This window comes from Variovorax nivicola (assembly GCF_051216475.1).
Lineage (GTDB): Bacteria > Pseudomonadota > Gammaproteobacteria > Burkholderiales > Burkholderiaceae_C > Variovorax.
The window spans coordinates 377055-397690 of sequence record NZ_JBPJZK010000001.1 but is presented as its reverse complement, the minus strand read 5'-3'; the positions used below and the strand labels follow the sequence as shown (position 1 = coordinate 397690).

General features: G+C 68.3%; 20 protein-coding genes. 1 reads left to right on the top strand and 19 read right to left on the bottom strand.

All coding sequences use genetic code 11. From position 1 onward, the window contains the following. Window positions 1-10: 10 nt before the first annotated feature. Both ACSFBF_RS01845 and ACSFBF_RS01840 read right to left on the bottom strand, forming a co-directional pair. Complete coding sequence (locus ACSFBF_RS01845; RefSeq protein ID WP_435464659.1) at window positions 11-1261, bottom strand: efflux RND transporter periplasmic adaptor subunit; 1251 nt, start codon at window positions 1259-1261, stop codon at window positions 11-13. A gap of 147 nt (window positions 1262-1408) precedes the next feature. Then, the gene (locus tag ACSFBF_RS01840; RefSeq protein ID WP_435464658.1) at window positions 1409-2308 is read right to left on the bottom strand and encodes an alpha/beta hydrolase; all 900 of its coding nucleotides are present in this window, start codon (window positions 2306-2308) and stop codon (window positions 1409-1411) included. A gap of 182 nt (window positions 2309-2490) precedes the next feature. On the opposite strand from ACSFBF_RS01840, the gene ACSFBF_RS01835 reads away from it, so the two are divergent. Continuing rightward, window positions 2491-3405 (top strand): LysR family transcriptional regulator, encoded by a 915-nt coding sequence (locus tag ACSFBF_RS01835; protein ID WP_093056509.1) that lies wholly within the window; start codon window positions 2491-2493, stop codon window positions 3403-3405. Window positions 3406-3441: 36 nt separating this feature from the next. Here the strand turns inward: ACSFBF_RS01835 and ACSFBF_RS01830 are convergent, their stop codons facing one another. From ACSFBF_RS01830 to ACSFBF_RS01750, 17 genes are all read right to left on the bottom strand, one after another. Beyond that, a complete protein-coding gene (locus ACSFBF_RS01830; protein ID WP_435464657.1) occupies window positions 3442-3906 on the bottom strand; it encodes an OsmC family protein in 465 nt (154 codons plus the stop codon). 41 nt (window positions 3907-3947) lie between these two features. Further along, window positions 3948-4523 carry a GNAT family N-acetyltransferase gene (locus tag ACSFBF_RS01825; RefSeq protein WP_435464656.1) on the bottom strand — a complete coding sequence of 192 codons (576 nt, stop codon included), beginning with the start codon at window positions 4521-4523 and terminating at the stop codon, window positions 3948-3950. Window positions 4524-4531: 8 nt separating this feature from the next. Then, window positions 4532-5260, bottom strand: coding sequence for an LrgB family protein (locus ACSFBF_RS01820; RefSeq protein WP_435464655.1), 729 nt, complete (start codon window positions 5258-5260; stop codon window positions 4532-4534). Further along, window positions 5257-5610, bottom strand: coding sequence for a CidA/LrgA family protein (locus ACSFBF_RS01815; protein ID WP_093056505.1), 354 nt, complete (start codon window positions 5608-5610; stop codon window positions 5257-5259). The genes ACSFBF_RS01820 and ACSFBF_RS01815 overlap by 4 nt, the downstream gene beginning before the upstream one ends. A 26-nt stretch (window positions 5611-5636) precedes the next feature. Next, window positions 5637-6641 (bottom strand): aminotransferase class I/II-fold pyridoxal phosphate-dependent enzyme, encoded by a 1005-nt coding sequence (locus tag ACSFBF_RS01810; RefSeq protein ID WP_435464654.1) that lies wholly within the window; start codon window positions 6639-6641, stop codon window positions 5637-5639. Then, window positions 6638-7609 (bottom strand): adenosylcobinamide-phosphate synthase CbiB, encoded by a 972-nt coding sequence (gene cbiB, locus ACSFBF_RS01805; protein ID WP_435464653.1) that lies wholly within the window; start codon window positions 7607-7609, stop codon window positions 6638-6640. Before cbiB ends, ACSFBF_RS01810 begins: the two co-directional genes overlap by 4 nt. A gap of 21 nt (window positions 7610-7630) precedes the next feature. Beyond that, window positions 7631-11632: a cobaltochelatase subunit CobN gene (cobN, locus tag ACSFBF_RS01800; protein WP_435464652.1), complete on the bottom strand. Its 4002-nt coding sequence runs from the start codon at window positions 11630-11632 to the stop codon at window positions 7631-7633. Beyond that, on the bottom strand, window positions 11629-11982 hold the full coding sequence (locus ACSFBF_RS01795) for a DUF2149 domain-containing protein (protein WP_093073817.1): 354 nt from the start codon (window positions 11980-11982) through the stop codon (window positions 11629-11631). Before ACSFBF_RS01795 ends, cobN begins: the two co-directional genes overlap by 4 nt. After that, window positions 11979-12452: a MotA/TolQ/ExbB proton channel family protein gene (locus ACSFBF_RS01790; RefSeq protein WP_435458390.1), complete on the bottom strand. Its 474-nt coding sequence runs from the start codon at window positions 12450-12452 to the stop codon at window positions 11979-11981. The genes ACSFBF_RS01795 and ACSFBF_RS01790 overlap by 4 nt, the downstream gene beginning before the upstream one ends. Continuing rightward, on the bottom strand, window positions 12452-13135 hold the full coding sequence (gene bluB, locus ACSFBF_RS01785) for a 5,6-dimethylbenzimidazole synthase (protein ID WP_435464651.1): 684 nt from the start codon (window positions 13133-13135) through the stop codon (window positions 12452-12454). Before bluB ends, ACSFBF_RS01790 begins: the two co-directional genes overlap by 1 nt. 5 nt (window positions 13136-13140) lie before the next feature. After that, complete coding sequence (cobO, locus tag ACSFBF_RS01780; protein ID WP_093056498.1) at window positions 13141-13710, bottom strand: cob(I)yrinic acid a,c-diamide adenosyltransferase; 570 nt, start codon at window positions 13708-13710, stop codon at window positions 13141-13143. Between the two features lie 307 nt (window positions 13711-14017). After that, on the bottom strand, window positions 14018-14803 hold the full coding sequence (locus ACSFBF_RS01775; RefSeq protein WP_435464650.1) for an ABC transporter ATP-binding protein: 786 nt from the start codon (window positions 14801-14803) through the stop codon (window positions 14018-14020). Beyond that, a complete protein-coding gene (locus ACSFBF_RS01770) occupies window positions 14800-15825 on the bottom strand; it encodes a FecCD family ABC transporter permease (protein WP_435464649.1) in 1026 nt (341 codons plus the stop codon). The genes ACSFBF_RS01775 and ACSFBF_RS01770 overlap by 4 nt, the downstream gene beginning before the upstream one ends. Then, window positions 15822-16700 carry an ABC transporter substrate-binding protein gene (locus ACSFBF_RS01765; protein ID WP_435464648.1) on the bottom strand — a complete coding sequence of 293 codons (879 nt, stop codon included), beginning with the start codon at window positions 16698-16700 and terminating at the stop codon, window positions 15822-15824. Before ACSFBF_RS01765 ends, ACSFBF_RS01770 begins: the two co-directional genes overlap by 4 nt. Further along, entirely contained in the window at window positions 16697-17296 is a 600-nt protein-coding gene (locus tag ACSFBF_RS01760; protein WP_435464647.1) for a bifunctional adenosylcobinamide kinase/adenosylcobinamide-phosphate guanylyltransferase, read from the bottom strand. Before ACSFBF_RS01760 ends, ACSFBF_RS01765 begins: the two co-directional genes overlap by 4 nt. Continuing rightward, window positions 17280-18695: a cobyrinic acid a,c-diamide synthase CobB gene (locus tag ACSFBF_RS01755; protein WP_435464646.1), complete on the bottom strand. Its 1416-nt coding sequence runs from the start codon at window positions 18693-18695 to the stop codon at window positions 17280-17282. Before ACSFBF_RS01755 ends, ACSFBF_RS01760 begins: the two co-directional genes overlap by 17 nt. Further along, window positions 18680-20596, bottom strand: coding sequence for a TonB-dependent receptor domain-containing protein (locus tag ACSFBF_RS01750; RefSeq protein WP_435464645.1), 1917 nt, complete (start codon window positions 20594-20596; stop codon window positions 18680-18682). Before ACSFBF_RS01750 ends, ACSFBF_RS01755 begins: the two co-directional genes overlap by 16 nt. Between the last annotated feature and the right edge of the window lie 40 nt (window positions 20597-20636).

Here is a 20636-nt window from a genome sequence, read left to right as displayed (position 1 = left end):
TCCTCCGAAATCAGGACTTGGCCGCTTCCGCGACGCGTTCCGGTTGTTGTTGCTTGGGGTCGGCCTTGGCGTCCATGGTCACTTGCTGCGGCGCGACCAGCGCACCCGGGCGGATGTGCTGCAGGCCGTTGACGATGACGCGGTCACCCGCCTTCAGGCCCTTGCTCACGACACGCAGGCCGTTGATAGAGGCGCCCAGCGTCACTTCGCGGTAGGTGGCCTTGCTGTCTTCACCCACGACCATCACGAACTTCTTGTTCTGGTCGGTGCCGATGGCACGCTCGCTCACCAGCAGTGCTGTGTCGTTGCGAGCCTGGCCCATGCGGATGCGGGCGAACTGGCCGGGGATGAGTGCGCCGTCCTTGTTGTCGAACGAGGCACGCACACGCACCGTGCCGCTGCGGGCATCGACCTGGTTGTCGATCAGCTGCAGCTTGCCGGTGAAGGGCGTGCCGTCGAGGCCGGCGGTGCCCATCTGCACGGGAATAGTCTCGATCTGGCCGCGGGCGCTGGAGCCGCTCGGCAGGTCTTTCAGCGCACGGGTGATGACCTGTTCGTCAGCATCGAAGCTCGCGTAGATCGGGCTCACCGACACCAGCGTGGTCAGCACCGGGGCGCCCGGACCGGCCGCCACCAGGTTGCCCACCGTCACCTCGATCCTGCCGATGCGGCCAGACACCGGAGCCCGCACCTGGGTGTAGCCCAGGTTCAGGCGCGCCGACTGCAGCGAGGCTTGCGCCGCACGCAGGTTGGCGTCGGCTTCACGGCCAGCGTTCACACGCTCGTCGTATTCACGCTGGGCAATGGCCTTGTCGTCCCACAGGCGCTTGGCACGCTCCTGCTCGCTGCGGCTGAACGACTGACGGGCCTGCGCGGATGCCACCTGCGCTTCGGCACGCTCGACCTCGGCCGCGTACGGCGCGGGGTCGATGGTGACCAGCAACTCACCCTGCTTCACCAGCGCGCCTTCACGGAAGTGCAGCGACTGCACGGCGCCTGCGACGCGGGAGCGCACATCGACGCGCTCGACGGCTTCGAGCCGGCCCGAGAACTCGTCCCAGGCATTGATCTCGCTCGACGCCACGGTGGCGACAGAAACCGGCGTGGCTTGCGGCGCGGCCGGGGCGTTGTTGGCTTCGGCTTTGAAGCTGTACATGCCCACCACCGCGGCGGCCACCGCCAGCAGTGCGGTAATGCCGGTCACGGCGGGCCACAGACCCTTGCGGGCTACGGAAGACAGCTTTTTCTCGTTGTTCGACATGATGGTTCGTCCTTCTCGATGACTTTGGGGATGCAACAGGCCACCCCGGCGCTTTTGGCACCAGGAGGCGGAATTCAGGAAAAAGAGGGCCCTCGCACGCTGCCGCGCTGGCAGCGTGTCGATCAGGCAGCCGTGGCTGGCCGGGAGCTAGCTGGGGTGGTTAGGCGCCGCACCCGTGGGAACGGTGGTCGGCGGTGTGGTCGCGCTGAAGAATTCGCGGAAGTGCTGCTGCACCGTGGCCTCACAGGCCACGCAACCCGTGTTCTCGGTGTCGTACAGCGCCTTGGGCCAGTTCGAGGCGCTGGGCAACACGCTGCTCATGACCTCGATGCCGGCGGCGCGCAGGCGGCCCGCAAAGGTCAGCGCCTCGTCGCGCATGGCGTCGTCCGCACCCACCAGCACCAGCGCGGGCGCCAGTGACGACAGCCGCAGCGAACCGCTCGGCACCGCATAGGGGTGCGTGGCGTTCGACGGGCAGCTCAGGTACTTCTCCCAGCCGCTGGCCCAGCGGCACTCGGGCTCGTCGCTGGTGGCGTTGCGCAGCGAGGCGGTACCGGCGCACGGGTCAAGCATGGGCGACAGCAGGATCTGGCCTGCCACCGGCGGATGTGCCCGGTCGCGAGCGATGAGTGCTACCGCAGCCGCGAGGTTTCCACCGGCTTCTTCGCCGGCCAGGTACACCTGCGCACCCTTGCCGCCCAGCTTGGTGCGCTGCTTGTAGAGCCATTCGAGGGCGGCATAGCCCACCTCGATCGGCTCCGGGAACGGCGACTGGGGCGCCAGCGGATAAGCCACCGACACCACCACCGCACCCGCCCCGGCCAGTAGCCGGGCCACGTTGCGGCCGTTGTCGAGGTCACCGCAGACGAAGGTGCCACCGTGGAAGTGCAGCACCAGCGGTGCAACGTCACCCTTGGCGCGCTGGCCGTACACACGGGCACCGACCGGTTCACGGCCGGGCAGCTCGATCGACAGATCGGCTTCCACGCCTTGCGCCGCAGCGCGGGCGGCAGCTTCGGCAGAACGGGACGATGGAACGGGTGACATGGGCGACCTCAGGGAATTGGGCGATGGTTGAAATATAAGTCGCCCAGTGTGACGTTAAACAGGCAAGCCGCCCCTACTCTGTTTCCAAACCGACAACAATCGCGGCGCTCCGCAAGGGTTTGGTGCCTTGTGTGAGAATCCGCTCCCCCCGGTGTGGGCCGGGTACCAAGAACAGGCATTCGATGGATCAAATCCAGGCCATGCGGATCTTTGTCCGCGTCGTGGAAGCCGGCACCTTCACCCGGGCGGCAGACTCGCTCGCCCTGCCAAAGGGCACGGTCACCAAGCAGATTCAGGCGCTCGAATCGCGCCTGCGCGTGAAGCTGCTCAACCGCACCACGCGCCGCGTCACCGTCACGCCCGACGGCGCGGCCTATTACGAGCGCGCCGCGCGCCTGCTCAACGACTTCGACGACATGGAAGCCAGCATGACGAATGCGCAGGCCAACCCCACGGGGCGGCTGCGCATCGACATAGGCACCTCGGTGGCAAGGCAGATCATCTTGCCTGCCCTTGCCACCTTCTGCGACCGCTACCCCGACATCCAGGTCGACCTGGGCGTGAGCGACCGCACCGTCGACCTGATCAGCGACAACGTCGACTGCGTGATCCGCGCGGGCGACCTCAGCGACCAGTCGCTGGTGGCGCGGCGCATCGGCACCCTGCACTTCGTCACCGTGGCGTCGCCGGCGTACATCAAGCGCTACGGCGTGCCGCAGCACCCGAACGACATCGAGAAGCGCCACGTGGTGGTCAGCTATTTCTCGGGCACCACGCGCCGCGTGTACCCGCACGAGTTCAAGAAGGGCGACGAGCACATCGAACTCAACGGGCACTACCGCGTGTCGGTCAACGAGAGCAACGCGCACATCACGGCAGTGCTCGGCGGCTTCGGCATTTCGCAGTGCATCACCTTCATGGCCGAGCCGCTGCTGGAAAGCGGCGAGCTGGTCGAGGTGCTGCCCGACTGGAGTCGCGACCCGCTGCCTATTCACGTGGTGTACCCACCCAACCGGCACCTGAGCGCGAAGGTGCGGGCGTTCGTTGATTGGGCGGCGGAGCTGTTTGCCAAGAACCCGCGGCTGCAGCGCCGCTGAATCGGCCTGCGCGGGAGGCCCGAGGCGGCGAGCGCGTCAGTACACCGGCTCGCAACGCACCTCGGTCTTCACCGAATTGGCAATGAAGCACTCCTCATGCGCCCGGTGGTGCATCTGCTCGATCTGCTCGCGCGTCGGGACGCTCTCGCCCGAGAACGTCACCTCCGGTCGCAGCGTGACCACTGTCATCGCCATCTTTCCCTCAGCGTTCTTCTCCATCACGCCGGTGGCCGCGTCAAAGTAGCGGTCGACGACGAACTTGCGCTTCACGGCCATCGTGAGAAACCACAGCATGTGGCAGTTCGACAGCGAGGCGACGAACATCTCTTCCGGGTCGACCGCCGACGCATCAGACATAGGCAGCGGCACCACGTGCGGCGACGACGAGCCCGCCACTTCCGCGCCGCCGTCGAAGCGCAGCGAATGCCGTCTGCTGTAGGTGTTGCCGAGAAAGTCCTGCTCGCCGCGCAGCCAGAGGATTTCTGCGGTGTACTGGGCCATGGATTGCGCTCCAACTCGAATTGGGGGAGCGCAATTTTCCTTCAGAGATCGATGCGGTAGCGAAACTTGGTCAGGCTGCCCTGGCTCGGCAGTGTGATGAAGGTTTCGATCAGCACGCCGCCATTGGCCGCAATCACCTTCTGCGACGCGACGTTGTCCGGGCTGGTCGTGATCTCGACACGGCTCAGCCCCTCGCCCGCGGCCAGCATCAGCATGGCGCCGAGCGCACGCGTCGCATAGCCCTTGCGCTGCTTCCAGGGCACGACGTTGTAGCCGATGTGGCCCAGGCAGTAGAGCGGCAAGGTGTCGGTGCCGGGCTGCCAGCGCAGGTCGATGCTGCCGCAGAACTCGCCGTCCCACATCCAGCATTTGTAGCCCGGCAGGCGCCGCACCTTGGAGCCGTCGGGCATGACGATGCGCCCGCCGTTGGCTTCGCGGTCCACCAGGCTGGCGAGGAAGCGGTCGGCATTGGCCTTGATGGCAGCGCGCTCTTCGGAGCCCGATTCGGGTCGCGTCTCGTCACGCGCCCAGCCCCGGTTCAGGGCCGACACGTAGCTGGGCAGGTAGGCCTTGGCGGGCCAGACCAGTTCCATCGGACGGGTCTCGGCCTTGGACATGGATGGCTTCATGCGCCCATCAGCTTGACGATCAGCGGCACCAAGAGCGCCGTCGCGATGCCGTTCAGCCCCATGGCCAACGCGGAGAACGCGCCCGCCGTCTCGTTCACCTGAATGGCCCGCGCCGTGCCGATACCGTGCGCGGCCATGCCGACCGCAAAACCGCGCACCGCGGGCTCCTTGATGCGCAGCAGGTTCAGCAGCCCGGTCGCCATGATCGCGCCCGAAATGCCGGCAACGGCTGCAGCCACAGCCGCCAACGACGGCAGCCCGCCGATCTTCTCGGCCACGCCCATCGCGATGGGCATGGTGGCCGACTTTGGCGCGAGCGACATCATCAGCTCGTGCGAGCCGCCCAGCACCCACGCAATGCCGATGGCCGACACGATGGCTGCGACCGACCCCACGAGCAGCGCCACGCCGATGGGCAGCCACAGCCGCCTCAGCCGGCCGACCTGGCTGTACAGCGGCACCGCCAGTGCCACGGTGGCGGGGCCGATCAGGAAGTGCACGAACTTCGCGCCTTCGAAATACGTGTCGTAGGGCGTGCGCGTGAGCAGCAACACGCCGACGATGACGATCACCGATATCAGCACCGGGTTGACCACCGGATTTCGCCCGCTGCGGGTGTGCAGCCACAGCGCGCCAAGATAGGCCAGCAGCGTGAGCGACAGCCACAGCAGCGGCGACTGCGCGAGGAAGACCCAGATTTCAGAAAGCCTGGCCGGCGCGGTCATTGCGCGTCCTTGCCGGTGAGGCGGATCATCCAGCGGAACGTGAGCGCGGTGACCGTCATGGTGAATGCCGCGCCGACGATGCCCGCCGCGAGGAACGGCAGCCACTCGCGCCCCACCCGCTCGAAATGCAGCATGACGCCGGTCACGGCCGGAATGAACAGCAGCATCAGGTTGCGCAGCAGATGGCCCGAGGTGTCGGTCAGCACCTGAGGCACGCCGCCGCGCACCAGCAGGCCGATGAACAGCAACACCATGCCGATCAGCGGACCGGGAATGGGCAGGCCGAGCCACTGCACGAGCAGTTCGCCGGCCAGTTGGCAGAGAAAGAGCGTGGTGATGGCGTAGAGCATTTTTTCTTGTGGGTGTATGTATGTGTTCAGGACGCGCTTGTCCAGGCCTCTTTCAATGCCTGCTGGCTGGCGGGCGGCAGCACGCCGAGGCGCACGTGGCCCGGCAGGCCGAAGGGAGCGCAGTCGCGCAGCTTGATGCCTTCGGCGCGCAGGTGCTTCAGCAGACCGGCGAAGTCATTTCCGACGGGCTTGGCTACATGGAAATTGGCATCACTGGGCCAGACCTCCCAGCCCATCTCGCCGCACAGAGCCGTCTGCGATGCCTTCCACGCACGCAAGGTGCCAAGGCTTTCGCGAAGCCAGGCCTGCACGCCCGGTTGCGTCCAGGCCGAGAGCATCGCCACGCCGTGCGCGCCCACCGGCCACGAGGCGCCCAGACGCAGCAGGGCATCCACCGCCTCCTGCGCGTTCGGCGGTGCGATCGCGTAGGCCGCACGTACGCCGGTCATGCCGAGCGCCTTGTTGGGCGACCACATTTGCCACAGGCGATCCAGGCGGCTCTGGCTCAAGGCGAGACGGCCCTCCAGGCGCAAAGGCTCGTAGGCGCGGTCGAGCACGCAGGGCACGCCCTCGGGTAGCGCATCGACGGTCTCTCGAATGCCCTGCTGCGCCTGACCCAGCGGTGTCGAAGGGTCACAGCACCAGGCAAGCCGCAGCCGGTGTCCCACATGCGGTGCTCGCACTACCTGCAACCCCTGGGCTCTCGCGGCCGCCGCATAGTCACCGTAGGACATGGGCGGCAGCGCGACCTCGCCGTGACCACCGCGGTCCTCCAGGGCCACCCAGGCGGTGATGCGTCGAATGAACTCGCTGGCACCGGCTGCAGGCACGATCCGCCAGGCCTCCACGCCGTGCATGAGCGCGAGTTGCTCACGCAACGCCGTGTAAGCCGGATCGGGATACCTGGAGACGTCAGCAGCGCGGACCCGCTCCAGAGCCTCGGGGCAAGGGCCACAGGCATTGGCATTGGTCGAGAAGTCGTGCGGCGCTACGCCAGCCGCATCGGGACCGCCATGCAGAACCGTGCTCATACCCACCTCCAGCCGGCTGTCGCCACGATGGCCAGCGACGCGAACACGCCCAGCGCCAATGCGGCCCGCCCGCCCAGTTGAGCGGTGCGTTGCATGTCGGACGCGGAAGGCGCACGCCCCTCGGCATTCAGCGCATACACGCCCGGTTTCGCCAGCCGCACGCCCAGCAGCAGCGCCATCGCCGCCATCGGCCAGCCGCTGTTGGGCGACGGCGTGCGGCGCGCCTCTTCTGAGAGCCCCGTAGGCCAGCGCCACGCCGCCAGCGCCAGCAGCCCCACGGTGATGCGCGCCGGCACCCACGAGAGCACGTCGTCCGCGCGCGCGGCCCATTTGCCGATCCAGGTCCAGTCGCGGCCATTGCGCTCGCCGCGGTAGCCCCACATCGCGTCGGCGGTATTGGCAAAACGGTAGAGCGCCGCACCCGGCAGGCCGAGCAGCACGAACCAGAACACAGGCGCCACGAGTGAATCGTTGAGGTTTTCCGCGAGCGACTCGATGGCGCTCTCGCGCACTTCGCGCTCGCTGAGCCGGGAAACGTCGCGGCTCACCAGACGCGCCAGTTGCTTGCGGCCGGCTTCGAGCGAAACGGCCAGTGCGGCCTCGACCGCGAGCACTTCATCGCGCAACATGCGCCAGGCAAAGAGCGGCTTGAGCAGCAGGCCCAGCAGCAGCGCTACGGCCCACGCGGGCAGCCACAGCGCGATGAGCGTCTGCAAGCCCATGGCGACGCCCCAGACGCACACGCCCCCCACGCACCACACCAACGCGCCGATGAAGAACATCGGCAGATCCACCGGTTTCACGGGGTACGCAGGCGGCGCGATGCGCGAACCAATCCCGAGGTAGCGCCCCATCCACACGACAGGGTGCAGCGGCGCGGGCGGCTCGCCCAGCCAGCGGTCGATGGCCAGCGCGATCCACAGCGCAGCGGCTACGGCGATGGCGTATTCGAGATTCTGGAGAGGCATGGGAGCCGCCATTCTCGCGAATCAGGCAAGCGCCCTGCCCCGGCGCCACTGCATCAGCGCACCGAGTGCGACAAGCGACGCGGCCCCAAACGCCACCCAGAGCCGGAGGAAGACGGTCTCGGCCTTGGGCGATGACGTATCGGCGGGCGTGGGTTCGAGCTTGAGGCCGCTGACGGGCTGCGGGCTGTCCGGCGCCGGCTCGGCTGCCGGGGTGGGAGCCGGCGCGGGTGCTGCCGCGACCACAGGTTCGACCGACGGGCGCGGCTGGTGCGAAGGCGCAGGCGGCGACAGCTCCGCCTGCGCAAACCGCTGCACACCCGCATTCCGCTCGCGCAGCCCGGTCGCGCGCACCGCCTCCGCATAAGCCCGCGCCAGCTCGCGCCGTGTAGCCGCATCGGGCTTCCAGTAGTTCAGCCGCACCGCGTCGAGCATGCGCTCCAGCGTCTGCGCGAAGGCCGCCCGGTTGTCACCTTCCAGCCACTCGCGCGTGCCCAGCTTGTATTTGTCGCGCACATACACATCGTGCAACGACTGCCACTGATCCTGTCGCACGGCCTGCGGCGCCGTGACCTGCCAGCCCCAGAGAAACTGCGCGGTCTTCAGCACCTGCAGCGTGCCGCTGTAGCCCTCGGCCTTCTGCGCCTCGATCCACTGTGGATGCAGGTAGCGCGTCTGCATCTCGCGTGCGATGGCGCCCGCAGCGGTGTCAGTGCGCACGGCGTTGCCGTCGCGCAGGTTCTGCACGTACAGCGCCGGGTCCTTGCCCGTGAGCTGCCGCACGGCCTGCGCGATACCGCCGAGGTACTGGAACGGGTCGTCGTTGGTCAGCACGCCATACAGGTTGGAGCTGCGCGCCATCAGCGCCGCATCGACCTGCATGAGATTGCCCGCGTAGGCGCCGGGCCGCGCGGCACCGTCGAGGCCCTTGCCGTAGGCGTGGCCCATGCGGTCCATGTAGAGCTGCGCCATCTGCGCGTCGCCGCCGCCGCGTTGCTGGCTCTTCCACACATCACTCACGAGCGCGGCCTCTTCCAGCCCGGCGCCGTAGCTGCCTTGCTCGTTCGAGAACACGCGCGCCGTGGACCAGCGCTGCGCCTCTTGCATCGACGCACCTTCCGAACGCAGCTTGCGCGCCATCGCCTCGCTGTGCTGCGCAACGGCGTTGCCGGGCTCTCGCAAGGCAGCCACCTGCTGCACCGCCTCGTCGAGCCAGCGCATCACGTTGGGAAACTGGTCGCGGTAGGAGCCGGTGACGCTGATCAGCACGTCCATGCGCCGGCGCTTCAACATCGACGCGGGAATGATCTCGATGCCGGTCATGCGCCCGCCCTCGTCCCAGCGCGGCTTCACGCCCATTGCGTAGAAGGCCTGGCTTTCCAGCACGCCCTGATGGCGCGAGGCCTCGCCGGCCCAGAGCGTGAAAGCGATCTTTTCCGGCGCCTTGCCGGCATGGGTCTTCGCATGTTCGGCGATCCAGGCCTCCATCGCGGTCACGCCCGTGTCCCAGGCCGCGCGCGTAGGCACGCGGCTCGGATCGAATCCGTAGAGATTGCGGCCGGTCGGCAGACTGTCGGGGTTGCGCACCGGGTCGCCACCGTAGCTCGACTTCAGGTAGCGGCCGTCGAGCGCCGTCAGCAGTCCTTCAATTTCTTCGTTGTGGGCAAGCACGGCGTCGAGCTTTTGCGCGCGTTCAGCCAGCGACAGCAGGCTCCGCTGTTCGGCCGGGGTCTTGCCCATGGCACTCGCTGCCTGTGCATCGCTGAGCGCGAGTTCGACCCAGCGCGCAGGCCGCGAGCCGGCAACGCTCTTCGCATCGATCAGAAAGGCCTCGTCGATGTCTTCACCCAACGCTTCGACCAAAGGCTTGCCGAGGATCTGCAGGATCGTCATGCGCCGGCGCTGCACATCGGGCACCTGCCCGAAGGTCGCCAAACCCAGCGGCTGCGCGGTCTGCGCGAGTTCGTCGAGGTACGGATGCAGCACCGCGATGAAGCCTGCAAAGTCCGAGCGAATCCGAGCGGGCGTCCAGTTCAGATCGCGGTCGTAGTGCTGCTCTACGAACTCGGCCGTCAGCTGCTTTTCCATCGCGGTCTTCACCGGGCCAGGCGACAGCGTCTCCCAGTCGTGCATGCGCTCGTGCATTGCCTGCACGCCGGGTCGGAAGCCGGCTGGCGCGAACATCGGCGTCGAATGGCTCACCATGGTCGCGCGGCCGCGGCGCTTGGCGGTGGTGGCCTCGCCGAGGTTGTCCATGATGTACGGGTACACGTTGGGCAGGTCGCCGAGCACGAGCAGCGGATCGTCCTGCACCGACAGCCCTCGCTCCTTGCCCGCCGACCATTCGACCGTGCCGTGCGTGCCCACGTGCACCACCGCGCTCGCGCCGAACTGCGTGCGCAGCCAGAGGTAGGTGGCCAGGTAGCCGTGGCTCAGCGGCACGGCCGAGCGGTGGTAGACCTGCTCGGCCTTGCCAGCCACCTGCGTGCCGGGCTCGAAGCGCGGCGGCTGGCGCAGCACGACGACGTTGCCGAACTTCACGCGCGGGATCACGAAGGCAGGCTCGCCCGCGACGGGGCGCAGCATGGTCGACTTCTCAGGCGGGCCCCAATAGGTTTCGATACGGCGCTGCGTTTCCACTGGCAGCGACCGGAACCACGCGAGGTAACGCGACAGCGGCATCGCATCGGCCAGGCCCTTGTCGAGCAGCGGCTGCAGTTCGTCGCTCTGCCCCGTCGGGTAGTAGGCCCTCATCGTCGCCTGCACCTGTGCGATGAGTGCGTCAGCACCCGGCAGCTCGGTGCGGTAGCCGGCGGACTTCATTGCCGCGAGCATGTTGTTCACGCTGCGTGGCACGTTGAGGAACGACGCGCCGAAGTTGGCTTCGCCCGGCGGGTAGTTGTAGACCAGCATCGCCACGCGACGATCGGCGGCCGGCGTGCGTTGCAGGCGAAGCAATGCGGCCGCCTTGTCGGCCACGGCATCGATCTGCGCGGGCAGCGGCTGCAACGTGCCGGTCGCCGCGTCGCGCGCGCTCACGAGCATCGGGTCGGTCATGCCGGCCAGCTCACTCGGGCTGTAGTAGGCGGCGATGTCGGTCTGCGACAGGCCATCTTTGCTCAGCGCCCATTGCGTGGCGTCCATGGCCAGCGAGGGCAGCGTCTGCAACACTGGCACGCCGATGCGCTCAAGCTCGGCCTTGCGCTCGTTCGGGCTGAAGACCAGCGAGGCGTTGACGATCGCATCGGCCACGCGCTGCTCACCGGCGTGCGTCATGCGGAAGAACAGGTCTTTCTGCTGGCGCGGGCCGTAGAAGGCATAGGCGCGCAGGCCACGCCGTTCGAGCGAGGCGATCAGCGTGTCGAGCCAGCCGGTGTCGTCGCCCGTCACGGTGGCACTGTTGATGGCGATGGCGACCGTGCCGTTGCTGCCGGGCAGCCGCTCGACGGCGGCGATGTCGGTTTCGATGCGGGGCCAGCCCGGGTGATAGAGGCCGGCCAGCGGCAGCGGCACGGGGTCGGGCAGGCCGCCGAGCTTGCCGGGCTGTGCCAGGGCCTTCATCGCCGCGCCGAGGTTGGCCGCGCCAGAGAAGCGCCAGTACTCGCGCAGCCGCTGCGCCCATGCGGCATCGACGCCGCGCTCAGCCGCGAGCGGCGCGGCGGCGAAGGTTTGCCCCTTGGCCACCAGCGCGAACTCGCCGATCAGCACATACGGCGTCGTGCTGCGCGAGATCGTGTCGCCAAAGCGCGCCGCGGCAGCTTGCGCGACGCTGATGTGCGGCGCATCGATGACGAGCAAACGTGCGCCTTCGAGCGCAGCGGCCAGCGCTTCGGGCGAGTCCTGCGATGCCGACACCACCTGCAACGGCAGCCCGGCTTCACGCGCCGCAGCCTCCAATCGAACCACCCGCGCCGGCGACACCAGCGAGGTGCTCAACACAACGACGCGTCCCCCCGCAGGCTGCGCTTGTGCCGGCGCAAGAAACCCCAGCGCCGCGATCAAGAACAAGAAGAAAACCCGCGTCACTTCCCACCCTGCGCCGGAACGGCATCCGCCGGCACATAGACCATCGTGCCGTCTTTCAACCGCCAGGCAGTGCCAGCCTTCTCGCCGTCGCCCTGCCCCGTCGCGCCGCTGGCCTTGAAGCGCGTGATCTTGCGGCCCTCGCGCGTGACGATCTCCATGTTCGGCTGGCCCTCATTGCGGATGATCGTCACCTTGTCCTGCGCGAAAGGGTTCATCGGGTTGTTGATGACCGCGATCATCAGCATGCCGATCACCACCATGAACACGTCGATCAGGTTGATGGTCGAGAGCACCGGGTCGTCATCGTCGCTGTCCAGGCTGCTCAAAATGGAGAATTGGCGGCGGCTCATGACAGCCGATCCCGCGCGTCAAGCACCGTCACCAGCTCACGCATCAGCCAGCGGCGGCGCACGGTGTAGACCACGAAGGTGATCGAGGCCGAAGCCAGCGCCACGATCACGCTCGCGAACGCGGGCGCCAGGCTCTGCGCCACGCCCTGCGATTCGCCCGAGGCCACGGCCACCAGCGCGGGGCCCATCGGGATCATGGTGGCGATCAGCCCCAGCATCGGCGCCACACGGCTGCACAGGCGCACGCCTTCGAGCTGCTTGAGCACAACCAGCTCCATCTGCTCCTGGCTGGCCTGCGCATGGCCCTGCAGCACCAGCGCGCGCGACGGGTCGCGGCGGCGCTGCAGGTATTCGATGCCGAACGCACCGAGGCAATACACGGCATAGACGAAGGACAGCAGCACACCCAGCGTCACCGGCCAGAGGAACAGGCGCGCAAGCTCGAAGAGAACGGTATCGAAAGCCAGCATCAGGTGGGCTCCACGGGAGACGGATGGTCGAAAAGGTCCGAAGGCCGGCCCCAGCCTTCGTCGAACACCAGCGACGAAAGCGGTTCGCGCTTCGCCCAGCGTTCGCGCTGCAGCATCGGTTCTTCGTAAAAGCTGTGCACGGGGCCCAAACACAGCAGGGCGATGGGCTCCGCACCGTCAGGCAGACCGAGCAGCACCGACACCTCGGCCGGATCGAACAGCGACACCCAGCCCATGCCCAGCCCTTCGGCGCGCGCCGCGAGCCAGAGATTCTGGATGGCACAGGAGGCCGAGGCCAGGTCCATCTGCGGCAGCGTGCGACGGCCGAACACATGCTTCTCGCGGCCATCGGCCAGCGTCACCGCCAGCAGCTCGGCGGCGTCGAGCAGGCCCTGCACCTTGAGGCGCATGAACTCGTCCTCGCGCTCCCCGAGCGCGCGGGCGGTCAGCACGCGCTCCTGTTCGACGACGCGGTGCAGTTGCTGCCGCAGCGCCTCGCCGCGAATTCGGATGAAGCGCCACGGCTGCATGAACCCAACGCTCGGCGCATGGTGCGCCGCATCGAGCAGCCGGCGCAGCACCTCGGGCGCGACCTGTCCACCCTCGAAGTGGCGCATGTCGCGCCGCTCGTGGATGGCGCGGTAGACCGCCCTCGCTTCGTCGGCTGCGAACGCATGTGCCATCACGCTCAGTCTTCGATGCCGCGTTGCGCAGGAATGCCGGCCTTGAAGGCGTGCTTGACCAGCGTCATCTCGGTCACCGTGTCGGCCAGCTCGATGATCTCGGGCGGGCAGCGCCGGCCGGTGAGCACCACGTGCACATGCTTCGGCCGCGCGCGCAGCGTTTCGAGCACGCCTTCCAGAGGCAGCCAACCGTAGATCAGCGGATAGGTGATCTCGTCGAGCACCACCAGGAAGAACTCGCCCGACAGGATCGCGGCCTTGGCCTTCTCCCAGCCGTCACGCGCCAGTTGTCCGGAGCGTTCGAGGTCCTGGCTCTTCCAGCTGAAGCCGTCGCCGAGCCCTTCGATCGGAATGCCGATCTGCTCGAACATCCGGTGCTCGCCGAAGCGCGCGGTCGGCACCTTCATGAACTGGTAGATCTTCACGGCCTTGCCGCGGCCATGCGCACGCAGCGCCAGCCCGAAGGCGGCGGTGCTCTTGCCCTTGCCGTCGCCTGTGTTGACGATGACCAGGCCGCGGCGTTCACCTTCGGGTTTTTCGTATGGCTTTTCGCTGGGGGGTGTCTCTATTTGCATGGGGGTTCCAATTCAGTTCTCGGAGGTTGTTCTGTTGTTCGGGGTGCGTGCGAATGACACCGGGTACTCCCCTCCGCGAATGTCCCCCGGCCTTCGGCCTCCTCCTTTATTTCGCTGCGGGGAGCACCCGATGCCATTCGCACATGGGCGCAGTCGTTGTGCGGGCCGATCAAACGCTGCGCTGAACGATCACGCCGATGGGGTGCCTTGCGCAGCGAAATAAAGGAGGAGGCCGCAGGCCGGGGGACATTCGCGGAGCAAGGTACCCCGTCGGCGTGAGCGCTCCCTGAATGACGCACAACGCCTCTCATAGCGGCAACGCAATCCATTGCTCGGCCACCCGATGTACCCGGATGCGATGGTCGAACACCTGCTCCAGCGCAGCATGGGTAGCAGGGTCGCTGCAGCCGCCGTGATGCACCACCCGGCCGCGATCCATCACAACGAGTTCGTCGGCCGCCAGCGCCATCGGAAGCTCGTGCAGCACACTGACCACGGTCTTGCCATCGGCTACGAGCGCGCGGGCGGTCTGCATCCAGTCGGCCTGGTGCGGCGGGTCGAGATTGGCGAGCGGCTCGTCCATCAACAGCAGTTCGGCCTCGACGGCAAGCGCGCGCGCCAGCAGCACCCGCTGACGTTCGCCGCCGGAGAGCTGGCCCAGCGGGCGGTCGCGCCAATCCCAGGCCTGGGTGCTGCGCAGCGCACGCTCCACCGCCTCTCGGTCGGCCTCGCTGGGGGCGGCCAGCCAGCGCTGGTGCGGCAGGCGGCCGAGCATGGCGACGTCGTAGACCATCAGGTCGTCGGCACTGCCCTCGCCCGTGCCGCTCTGGCCGAGCCAGGAAAGGCGCTGGGCACGGATGCGCGCCGGCACCTTGTTCTGCGCCTCGCCGAAGAGCCGCACCTCACCTCGGTGAGCCAGCAGGCCCGCAAGCGCCTTGAGCAGCGTCGACTTGCCCGCGCCGTTCGGCCCGACGATGCTGGTCCAGCGGGCCGACGACAGCGCCAGATCGATGTCGTGCAGCACCTCGGTGACGCCGAGCGTGGCGCTGACCTTGCGCACCTCGAGAGCGGGTGTGTTCTGCCGGTTGCTCATGCCACGCCACTCCGCGCGCTGCGCCGGTGCATCAGCCACAGCAGATAGCTGCCGCCCAGCACGGCCGTGAGCACGCCCACCGGCAGTTCCTGCGGCGCAATCAGCCAGCGCGCCAGCAGGTCGGCCGCCATCAGCAGCAGCCCGCCCATCAGCGCCGACAGCAGGATCAGCCGTGCGTGCGTGGTCTTGATGGCCGAGCGCACGAGGTGCGGCGCCGCCAGGCCGACGAAGGCGATCAACCCGGTCTGCGCCACGGCCGCGCCGGTGGCCAGTGCCAGCACCACGACGAGCGCCGCGCGCATCGCGCCCAACGGCAGGCCGAGGCTGCGCGCCGTGGCCTCGCCGAGCGCAAGCCCGTCGAGCACCGGCGCCAGCGCCCAGGCCAGCAGCAGACAGACCGCGCCGACCATCGCCATCACCGCGCAGGCGCTCCAGCCGACGAGGCCGGTGCTGCCGAGGATGAATCCCTGAATGGCTTGCAGGATGTCCGCCGAGGCGATGGTGATGAGGTCTTTCGCCGCGCCGAGCACCACGCCGACGATCACGCCGGCCAGCAGCAGCCGCAGCGTCTGCTGCACGCCCCGCGCCAGCATCAGCGTGAGCATTACCGCCAGCACTGCGCCGAGAAAGGCCGCGCCGGTGAGCCCGAGCCGCATCACCCACTGCGCGCTTGCGGCGGAGCCGCCGAACATCAGCAGCGCCAGTGCCACGCCGAGCGAGGCGCCTGAGGCGCTGCCTAGCAGGTACGGGTCGGCCAGCGGATTGCGGAACAGCCCCTGCGCCACCGCGCCAGCCAGCCCCAGCAGCGCGCCTGCCAGCCATGCGCCTAGCGTGCGCGGCAGGCGGATGTCCCACACGATCTGCAGCGCCACCGGGTCGTGCCGCGCCGCGAGCAGGCTCTCGAAGCCAGTGCTGCCGATGCCCAGGCCGAGCACCATCAGCGCGGCGCCCACCACCAGCAGGCCGGCGCCGAGCAGCAAGACGCGGCGCAGGTGGACCGTGTGCCTTCGCGCTGCGTTCACCGTTTGCCGCCTTTGTCGCTCAGGCACTGCGCCATCAGGCGCGCGGCCTCGTCCATGCGCGGGCCGGGGCGCACGAGCACGTCGGACTGTTCCGCGCTGAAGCGGCAGATGCGGCCCTCGCGCACCGCGCGGATGCCCGCCCAGCCGGGGCGCTGCTCCAGCCCCTGCGCGCTGCGCACGCTGACCATGATGAGGTCGGGGTTCGCGCGCACCACGTATTCGGGGTTGAGCTTGGGGAATGGGCCCAGAGAAGCCGGCACGATGTTCTTCATGCCGAGCCGCTTGAGCGTTTCGCCGATGAACGACGACTCGCCCGCCGCGTACGGCGCGCTGTTCACTTCGAAGTACACGCGCGTGCCCTTGGCGCTCGCGGGCACCGACTGCGCGGCGGCCGACACGCTGGCATCGATCACGCGCCAGACCTTCGGCGCTTCATGCGTGCCGAGCACCTGGTCGAGCTTGTCGAGCACACGCTGCACGTCGGCATGGCTCTTGGGTTCGAGCACCAGCACCTTCAGGCCCAGCGCCTCGAGCCGTTGCGTGACGCGCGACGACTTCGCGAGCAGCACCGCGTCGGGCTTGAGCGCGACGATGGCCTCGACGTTCGGGTCGATCCCACCACCGAGCTGCGGCAGCGCCTTCACCTGTTCGGGCGAGTTGGAATAGCGGTCGACGCCTACCAGCCGGTTGCAGGCGCCGAGCGCGCAGACCGATTCGGTGAGCGACGGCAGCAGCGTGACGATGCGCTGCGGTGGTTGCGGCAGGCTCACTGTCACGCCGCGCTCGTCGACCACCTCGAAGGCGTGCGCGGCCAGCGTGAACAGGGCCAGGCCAAGTGCGGTCAGCAGAGTGCGCATCGTCTTTTTCTTCTTCATGCAGCAGGCGCTTTCAGGCTCAACGGCAGGCCTGCGGCCATCAAGGTGACGCGGTCACAGGCAGCGGCCACGTCCTGGTTCAATCGGCCGAGCGCGTCGACAAAAGCGCGCGTCTCGCGGCCCAATGGGATCACGCCCAGGCCGATCTCATTGCCGACCAGCACCACCGGCCCGCGCGCCTCGCGCAGCGCGACCAGCAGCATGGCGACGTGCGTGGCCGGGGTGCGTGTCACGGGGCGGGCGTCTTCGGAGTGCATCGGCATCAGCAGGTTCGTGAGCCACAGCGTGAGGCAATCGACCACCACCAGCGTCTCGGGCGTGCTCTGCGTGACGACGGCGCGTGCGAGTTCGATCGGCTCCTCGATGGTGCGCATGCCGGGCACGCGTTCGGCGCGGTCGGCCTGGTGGCGCACGATGCGCTCCAGCATCTCGTCGTCGTAGGCCTGCGCGGTGGCGATCAGCACCGCGCGATGCGTGCGGGGATCGGCCGCGAACCAGTCGATGGCACGCTGCTCGGCGCGGCGCGACTTGCCGCTCTTCTGCCCGCCCAGGATGAACTCGTGCTCGACGGTCTTCGGCTTACTCGATTGCGGCATGGCTCTCCAACTCGATGGGCATGGCGCCGAAAAGGCGGGCCGTGGCTTGCGGGCTGGAGGCAAACCACGCGTGGAAGTAACTCGCGCGCACCGGGCCGTGCACATACAGCGCCTCGCCGCCGCGTGCGCCCACGGGCTGCGTCGCGCCGGGCCGGGCAGTGTGGGCAGCGGGTGCGAGCGGCGTTTCGCAGCGCGAATAGTGGAAGGTGTGTCCGCGCAGGGTGTGGCTGCCGAGGGTGAGCTGTTGCGGGCCGAGGCCGGCAAGCCGCTTCTGCATGGTCACGCGGCCCGGCAGCAGGCCCCAGAGGCGGTGCACCTGCGCGTCGTCTTGCGTGGCCAGTTCGTCGAACAGCGCCATCATGCCGCCGCACTCGGCCCAGATCGGCTTGCCCGACGCGGCGTGCGCGGCAAGCGATTCGCGCATCGGCTCGCAAGCGGCCAGCGATTCTGCGTGCAGCTCTGGGTAGCCGCCGGGCAACCAGACCGCGTCGCAGGCCGGCAGGGCGTCACCTGCGAGCGGCGAGAAAAAGGACAGACGCGCTCCCAGCGCCGTGAGCACGTCGAGGTTCGCGGGGTAGATAAATGAAAAGGCCGCATCGCGCGCAATGGCGATGGTGCGGCCAGCCAGAAGCATCGGCACGGCTTCTGCCTCATCGGATGCGAGCGCCTCGAAACGCACCTGCGGCAGCTGGCTGGTCTGCATCTGCCCAAGCGGCGTGGCGGCCAGCACGTCGGCCGCCGCGTCGAGCCGGGCCATCGCATCGCCGAGTTCAGTGGCGGCGACGAGGCCCAGGTGCCGCTCGGGCAACGTGAACCCCGCATCGCGCGGCAAGGCGCCCAGCCATTGCGAGGGCTCGCGCAGCGCCTCTTTCAGCATGTCCGCGTGCCTTTCGCTGGCCACGCGGTTCGCCAGCACGCCGGCCCATGGCAACCCTGGCCGGAAGTTCTGCAGGCCGTAGGCCAGCGCGCCGAAGGTGCCCGCCATGGCGTGCGCATCGATCACCGCCAGCACCGGCAGGCCGAAGCGCTCGGCCAGGTCGGCCGCGCTGGGCGTGCCGTCGAACAGGCCCATCACGCCTTCGGCGATCACCAGGTCGCACTCGGCCGCCGCGGCGCGCAGGCGCGAGCGGCAATCGGCCTCGCCGGTCATCCAGAGGTCGAGCGAATGCACCGGCGCGCCGGTGGCCAGCGCCAGCCAGTGCGGATCGAGAAAGTCGGGCCCGCACTTGAAGGCGCGCACGCGCCGGCCCTGGCGCGCATGCAGCCGCGCGAGCGCGGCGGCGACGGTGGTCTTACCTTGCCCCGAGGCCGGGGCGGCCACCAGCACCGCGGCGCACGAGACTGCCGCGGCACCGGCGGTGTCGCCTGGTTGGGGAGCTTGGCTTAGTGAGGCGTCCACTTGAGACCGACGTACGCGGTGCGGCCTGCCGTGGCGTACAGCCGCGCGTACTGGTAGTCCTTGTTGCCTGCATTGTCGACGCGCGCCACGAGGTTGAGGTCGCGCGCGATCTGCGTGCTGGCCGACAGGTTCAGCACGGTGTAGCCGCCGAGCTTGATGGTGTTGGCCGCGTCGTCGTAGCGCTTGCTCGAAGACTGCACCTCGGCGCCCAGCGTCCAGCCGGCGATGCGCCAGTCGGCACCCAGGGTGCCATGGCGCTTGGAGCGGCGTGCGAGCAGGTTGCCGGTGTCGGCGTCCTTCGGGTCTTGCACGTCGAGCGAGGCGCGCAGCGTGACGTCGCCCAGGCGCTGGCTGGCCGACAGCGTGGCGCCTTGCAAGGTGGCACGGTTCACGTTGGTGTAGCAGCCGAAGGTCGAGGCACAGCCCGTGGCGGAGCCGACGAAATTGATCAGGTTGCGCACGCGGTTGCGGTACACCACGATGCCGGCGGTGGTGCCGTCCTTGGCGTAGTTCATGCCCAGCTCGACGTTCTGGCTGCTTTCGGGCCGCAGCGTGGACACGCCGTATTCGCTGAAGCGCTGGTACAGCGTGGGCACGCGGAAGGCGGTGCCGGCCGAGGCCGTGAAGCGCAGCGACGGGGTAATGGCGTAGCCATAGGCCGCGCTGCCGGTGGTCTTGCCGCCGAACTCGCTGTCCCTGTCGTGGCGCACGTGCAGTTGCAGCGAATGCGGGCCCTGCACGAAGCCGTAGCCGAGCGAAATCGCGTCCTGCGAACGGTCGCGCGACAGCAGCTTCGACGAGGTGGTGGGCGCATTTACGAGCGCGTCTTCGCGGCGCTCGAGCGTGGCCGTCACCAGGTGCGGGCCGAAGCGGAATTCGTTCTGGAACAGGTAGCCGCGCAGGTTGGTTTCGGTGCGGTAGAACGAAGGCTGCGTCTTGTAGACCGACTGCGAATCGGTCACCTGCACGCGGGTGCTGTAGATGTCGTTCCACTTGGCCGACCAGGTCAGGCCGGCGGTGCGCAGCGTGTTGTTCGACACGTCGTCGCGGAACAGGATCGGCGGCTTGGTCCTGTAGGAGACGGTGGCGTCGTAGCCGGCCTTGATGTCGCTGGTGAGCAGCGTGGCCTCCAGGCGTTGGTCGGGCGTGATCTGGTAACCCAGCTTCACGTTGCCCGAGGTGCTGTTGTAGCCATCGCGGTCGGGGCTGGTGTAGCCGTCTTTCACCACGTTGCGCTTGTTTGCAGGCTGCACGTTGTAGCCCTTGCTTTCCTCGTGCGCCACGCCGAACGAATAGTCGAACAGGCCCGACTTGCCACTCACGCCACCTTCGATCTTGCGCAGGCCGCGGCTGCCGAAGCCGATGCCCGCGTAAGGCGACACGCCCTCTTCGCCGCGCTTGGTGAAGAGCTGGATCACGCCGCCCACGGCGTCGGAGCCATACACCGCTGCGGCCGGGCCGCGCAGCACTTCGATGCGGTCGATCTGCGAGAGCGGAATGCCTTCCCAGCCGGCGCCGCCGGTCGATTGCGAGTCGATGCGCACGCCGTCGAGGTACACGGCGGTGAAGCGCGTTTCAGCGCCGCGGATGAACAGGCTGGTGGTGTTGCCCACGCCGCCGCTACGCGAGATCTCGATGCCGGGCAGGCGCGCCAGCACGTCGGCCACGCCGGTCGCGCCGCTGCGCTCGATGGTCTTGCGGTCGATGATGGACACGTCGCCCACCAGGTCCGACAGCGCCTGCGGCGTGCGGTTGGCCGTGACCACCGTTTCGCCCAGCGTGGGGGCCTCTTGGGCATGGGCCAGGCCACCGAAGGCGGAAGCCAGCGCCAGCGGCAGGCAGGCATGGCGGAGACGGCGCGCAGGAGCGCGGCCGCGAGAAAAGCAAACGTGGGAAATCATGAATGAGCCGAACGAACGTCAATACCCCTCGCCGGCCTCC

Excerpts from the sequence above, each read along its gene's own strand:
- bluB (WP_435464651.1), bottom strand. The coding sequence starts at position 13,135 with ATGGCACATGCGTTCGCAGCCGACGAAGCGAGGGCGGTCTACCGCGCC.
- ACSFBF_RS01765 (WP_435464648.1), bottom strand. The coding sequence starts at position 16,700 with ATGAAGAAGAAAAAGACGATGCGCACTCTGCTGACCGCACTTGGCCTG.
- ACSFBF_RS01840 (WP_435464658.1), bottom strand. The coding sequence starts at position 2,308 with ATGTCACCCGTTCCATCGTCCCGTTCTGCCGAAGCTGCCGCCCGCGCT.
- ACSFBF_RS01795 (WP_093073817.1), bottom strand. The coding sequence starts at position 11,982 with ATGAGCCGCCGCCAATTCTCCATTTTGAGCAGCCTGGACAGCGACGAT.
- cobO (WP_093056498.1), bottom strand. The coding sequence starts at position 13,710 with ATGCAAATAGAGACACCCCCCAGCGAAAAGCCATACGAAAAACCCGAA.
- ACSFBF_RS01790 (WP_435458390.1), bottom strand. The coding sequence starts at position 12,452 with ATGCTGGCTTTCGATACCGTTCTCTTCGAGCTTGCGCGCCTGTTCCTC.
- ACSFBF_RS01760 (WP_435464647.1), bottom strand. The coding sequence starts at position 17,296 with ATGCCGCAATCGAGTAAGCCGAAGACCGTCGAGCACGAGTTCATCCTG.
- cbiB (WP_435464653.1), bottom strand. The coding sequence starts at position 7,609 with ATGCCTCTCCAGAATCTCGAATACGCCATCGCCGTAGCCGCTGCGCTG.
- ACSFBF_RS01820 (WP_435464655.1), bottom strand. The coding sequence starts at position 5,260 with ATGACCGCGCCGGCCAGGCTTTCTGAAATCTGGGTCTTCCTCGCGCAG.
- ACSFBF_RS01815 (WP_093056505.1), bottom strand. The coding sequence starts at position 5,610 with ATGCTCTACGCCATCACCACGCTCTTTCTCTGCCAACTGGCCGGCGAA.
- ACSFBF_RS01750 (WP_435464645.1), bottom strand. The coding sequence starts at position 20,596 with ATGATTTCCCACGTTTGCTTTTCTCGCGGCCGCGCTCCTGCGCGCCGT.
- ACSFBF_RS01830 (WP_435464657.1), bottom strand. The coding sequence starts at position 3,906 with ATGGCCCAGTACACCGCAGAAATCCTCTGGCTGCGCGGCGAGCAGGAC.
- ACSFBF_RS01775 (WP_435464650.1), bottom strand. The coding sequence starts at position 14,803 with ATGAGCAACCGGCAGAACACACCCGCTCTCGAGGTGCGCAAGGTCAGC.
- ACSFBF_RS01835 (WP_093056509.1), top strand. The coding sequence starts at position 2,491 with ATGGATCAAATCCAGGCCATGCGGATCTTTGTCCGCGTCGTGGAAGCC.
- ACSFBF_RS01810 (WP_435464654.1), bottom strand. The coding sequence starts at position 6,641 with ATGAGCACGGTTCTGCATGGCGGTCCCGATGCGGCTGGCGTAGCGCCG.
- ACSFBF_RS01845 (WP_435464659.1), bottom strand. The coding sequence starts at position 1,261 with ATGTCGAACAACGAGAAAAAGCTGTCTTCCGTAGCCCGCAAGGGTCTG.
- ACSFBF_RS01825 (WP_435464656.1), bottom strand. The coding sequence starts at position 4,523 with ATGTCCAAGGCCGAGACCCGTCCGATGGAACTGGTCTGGCCCGCCAAG.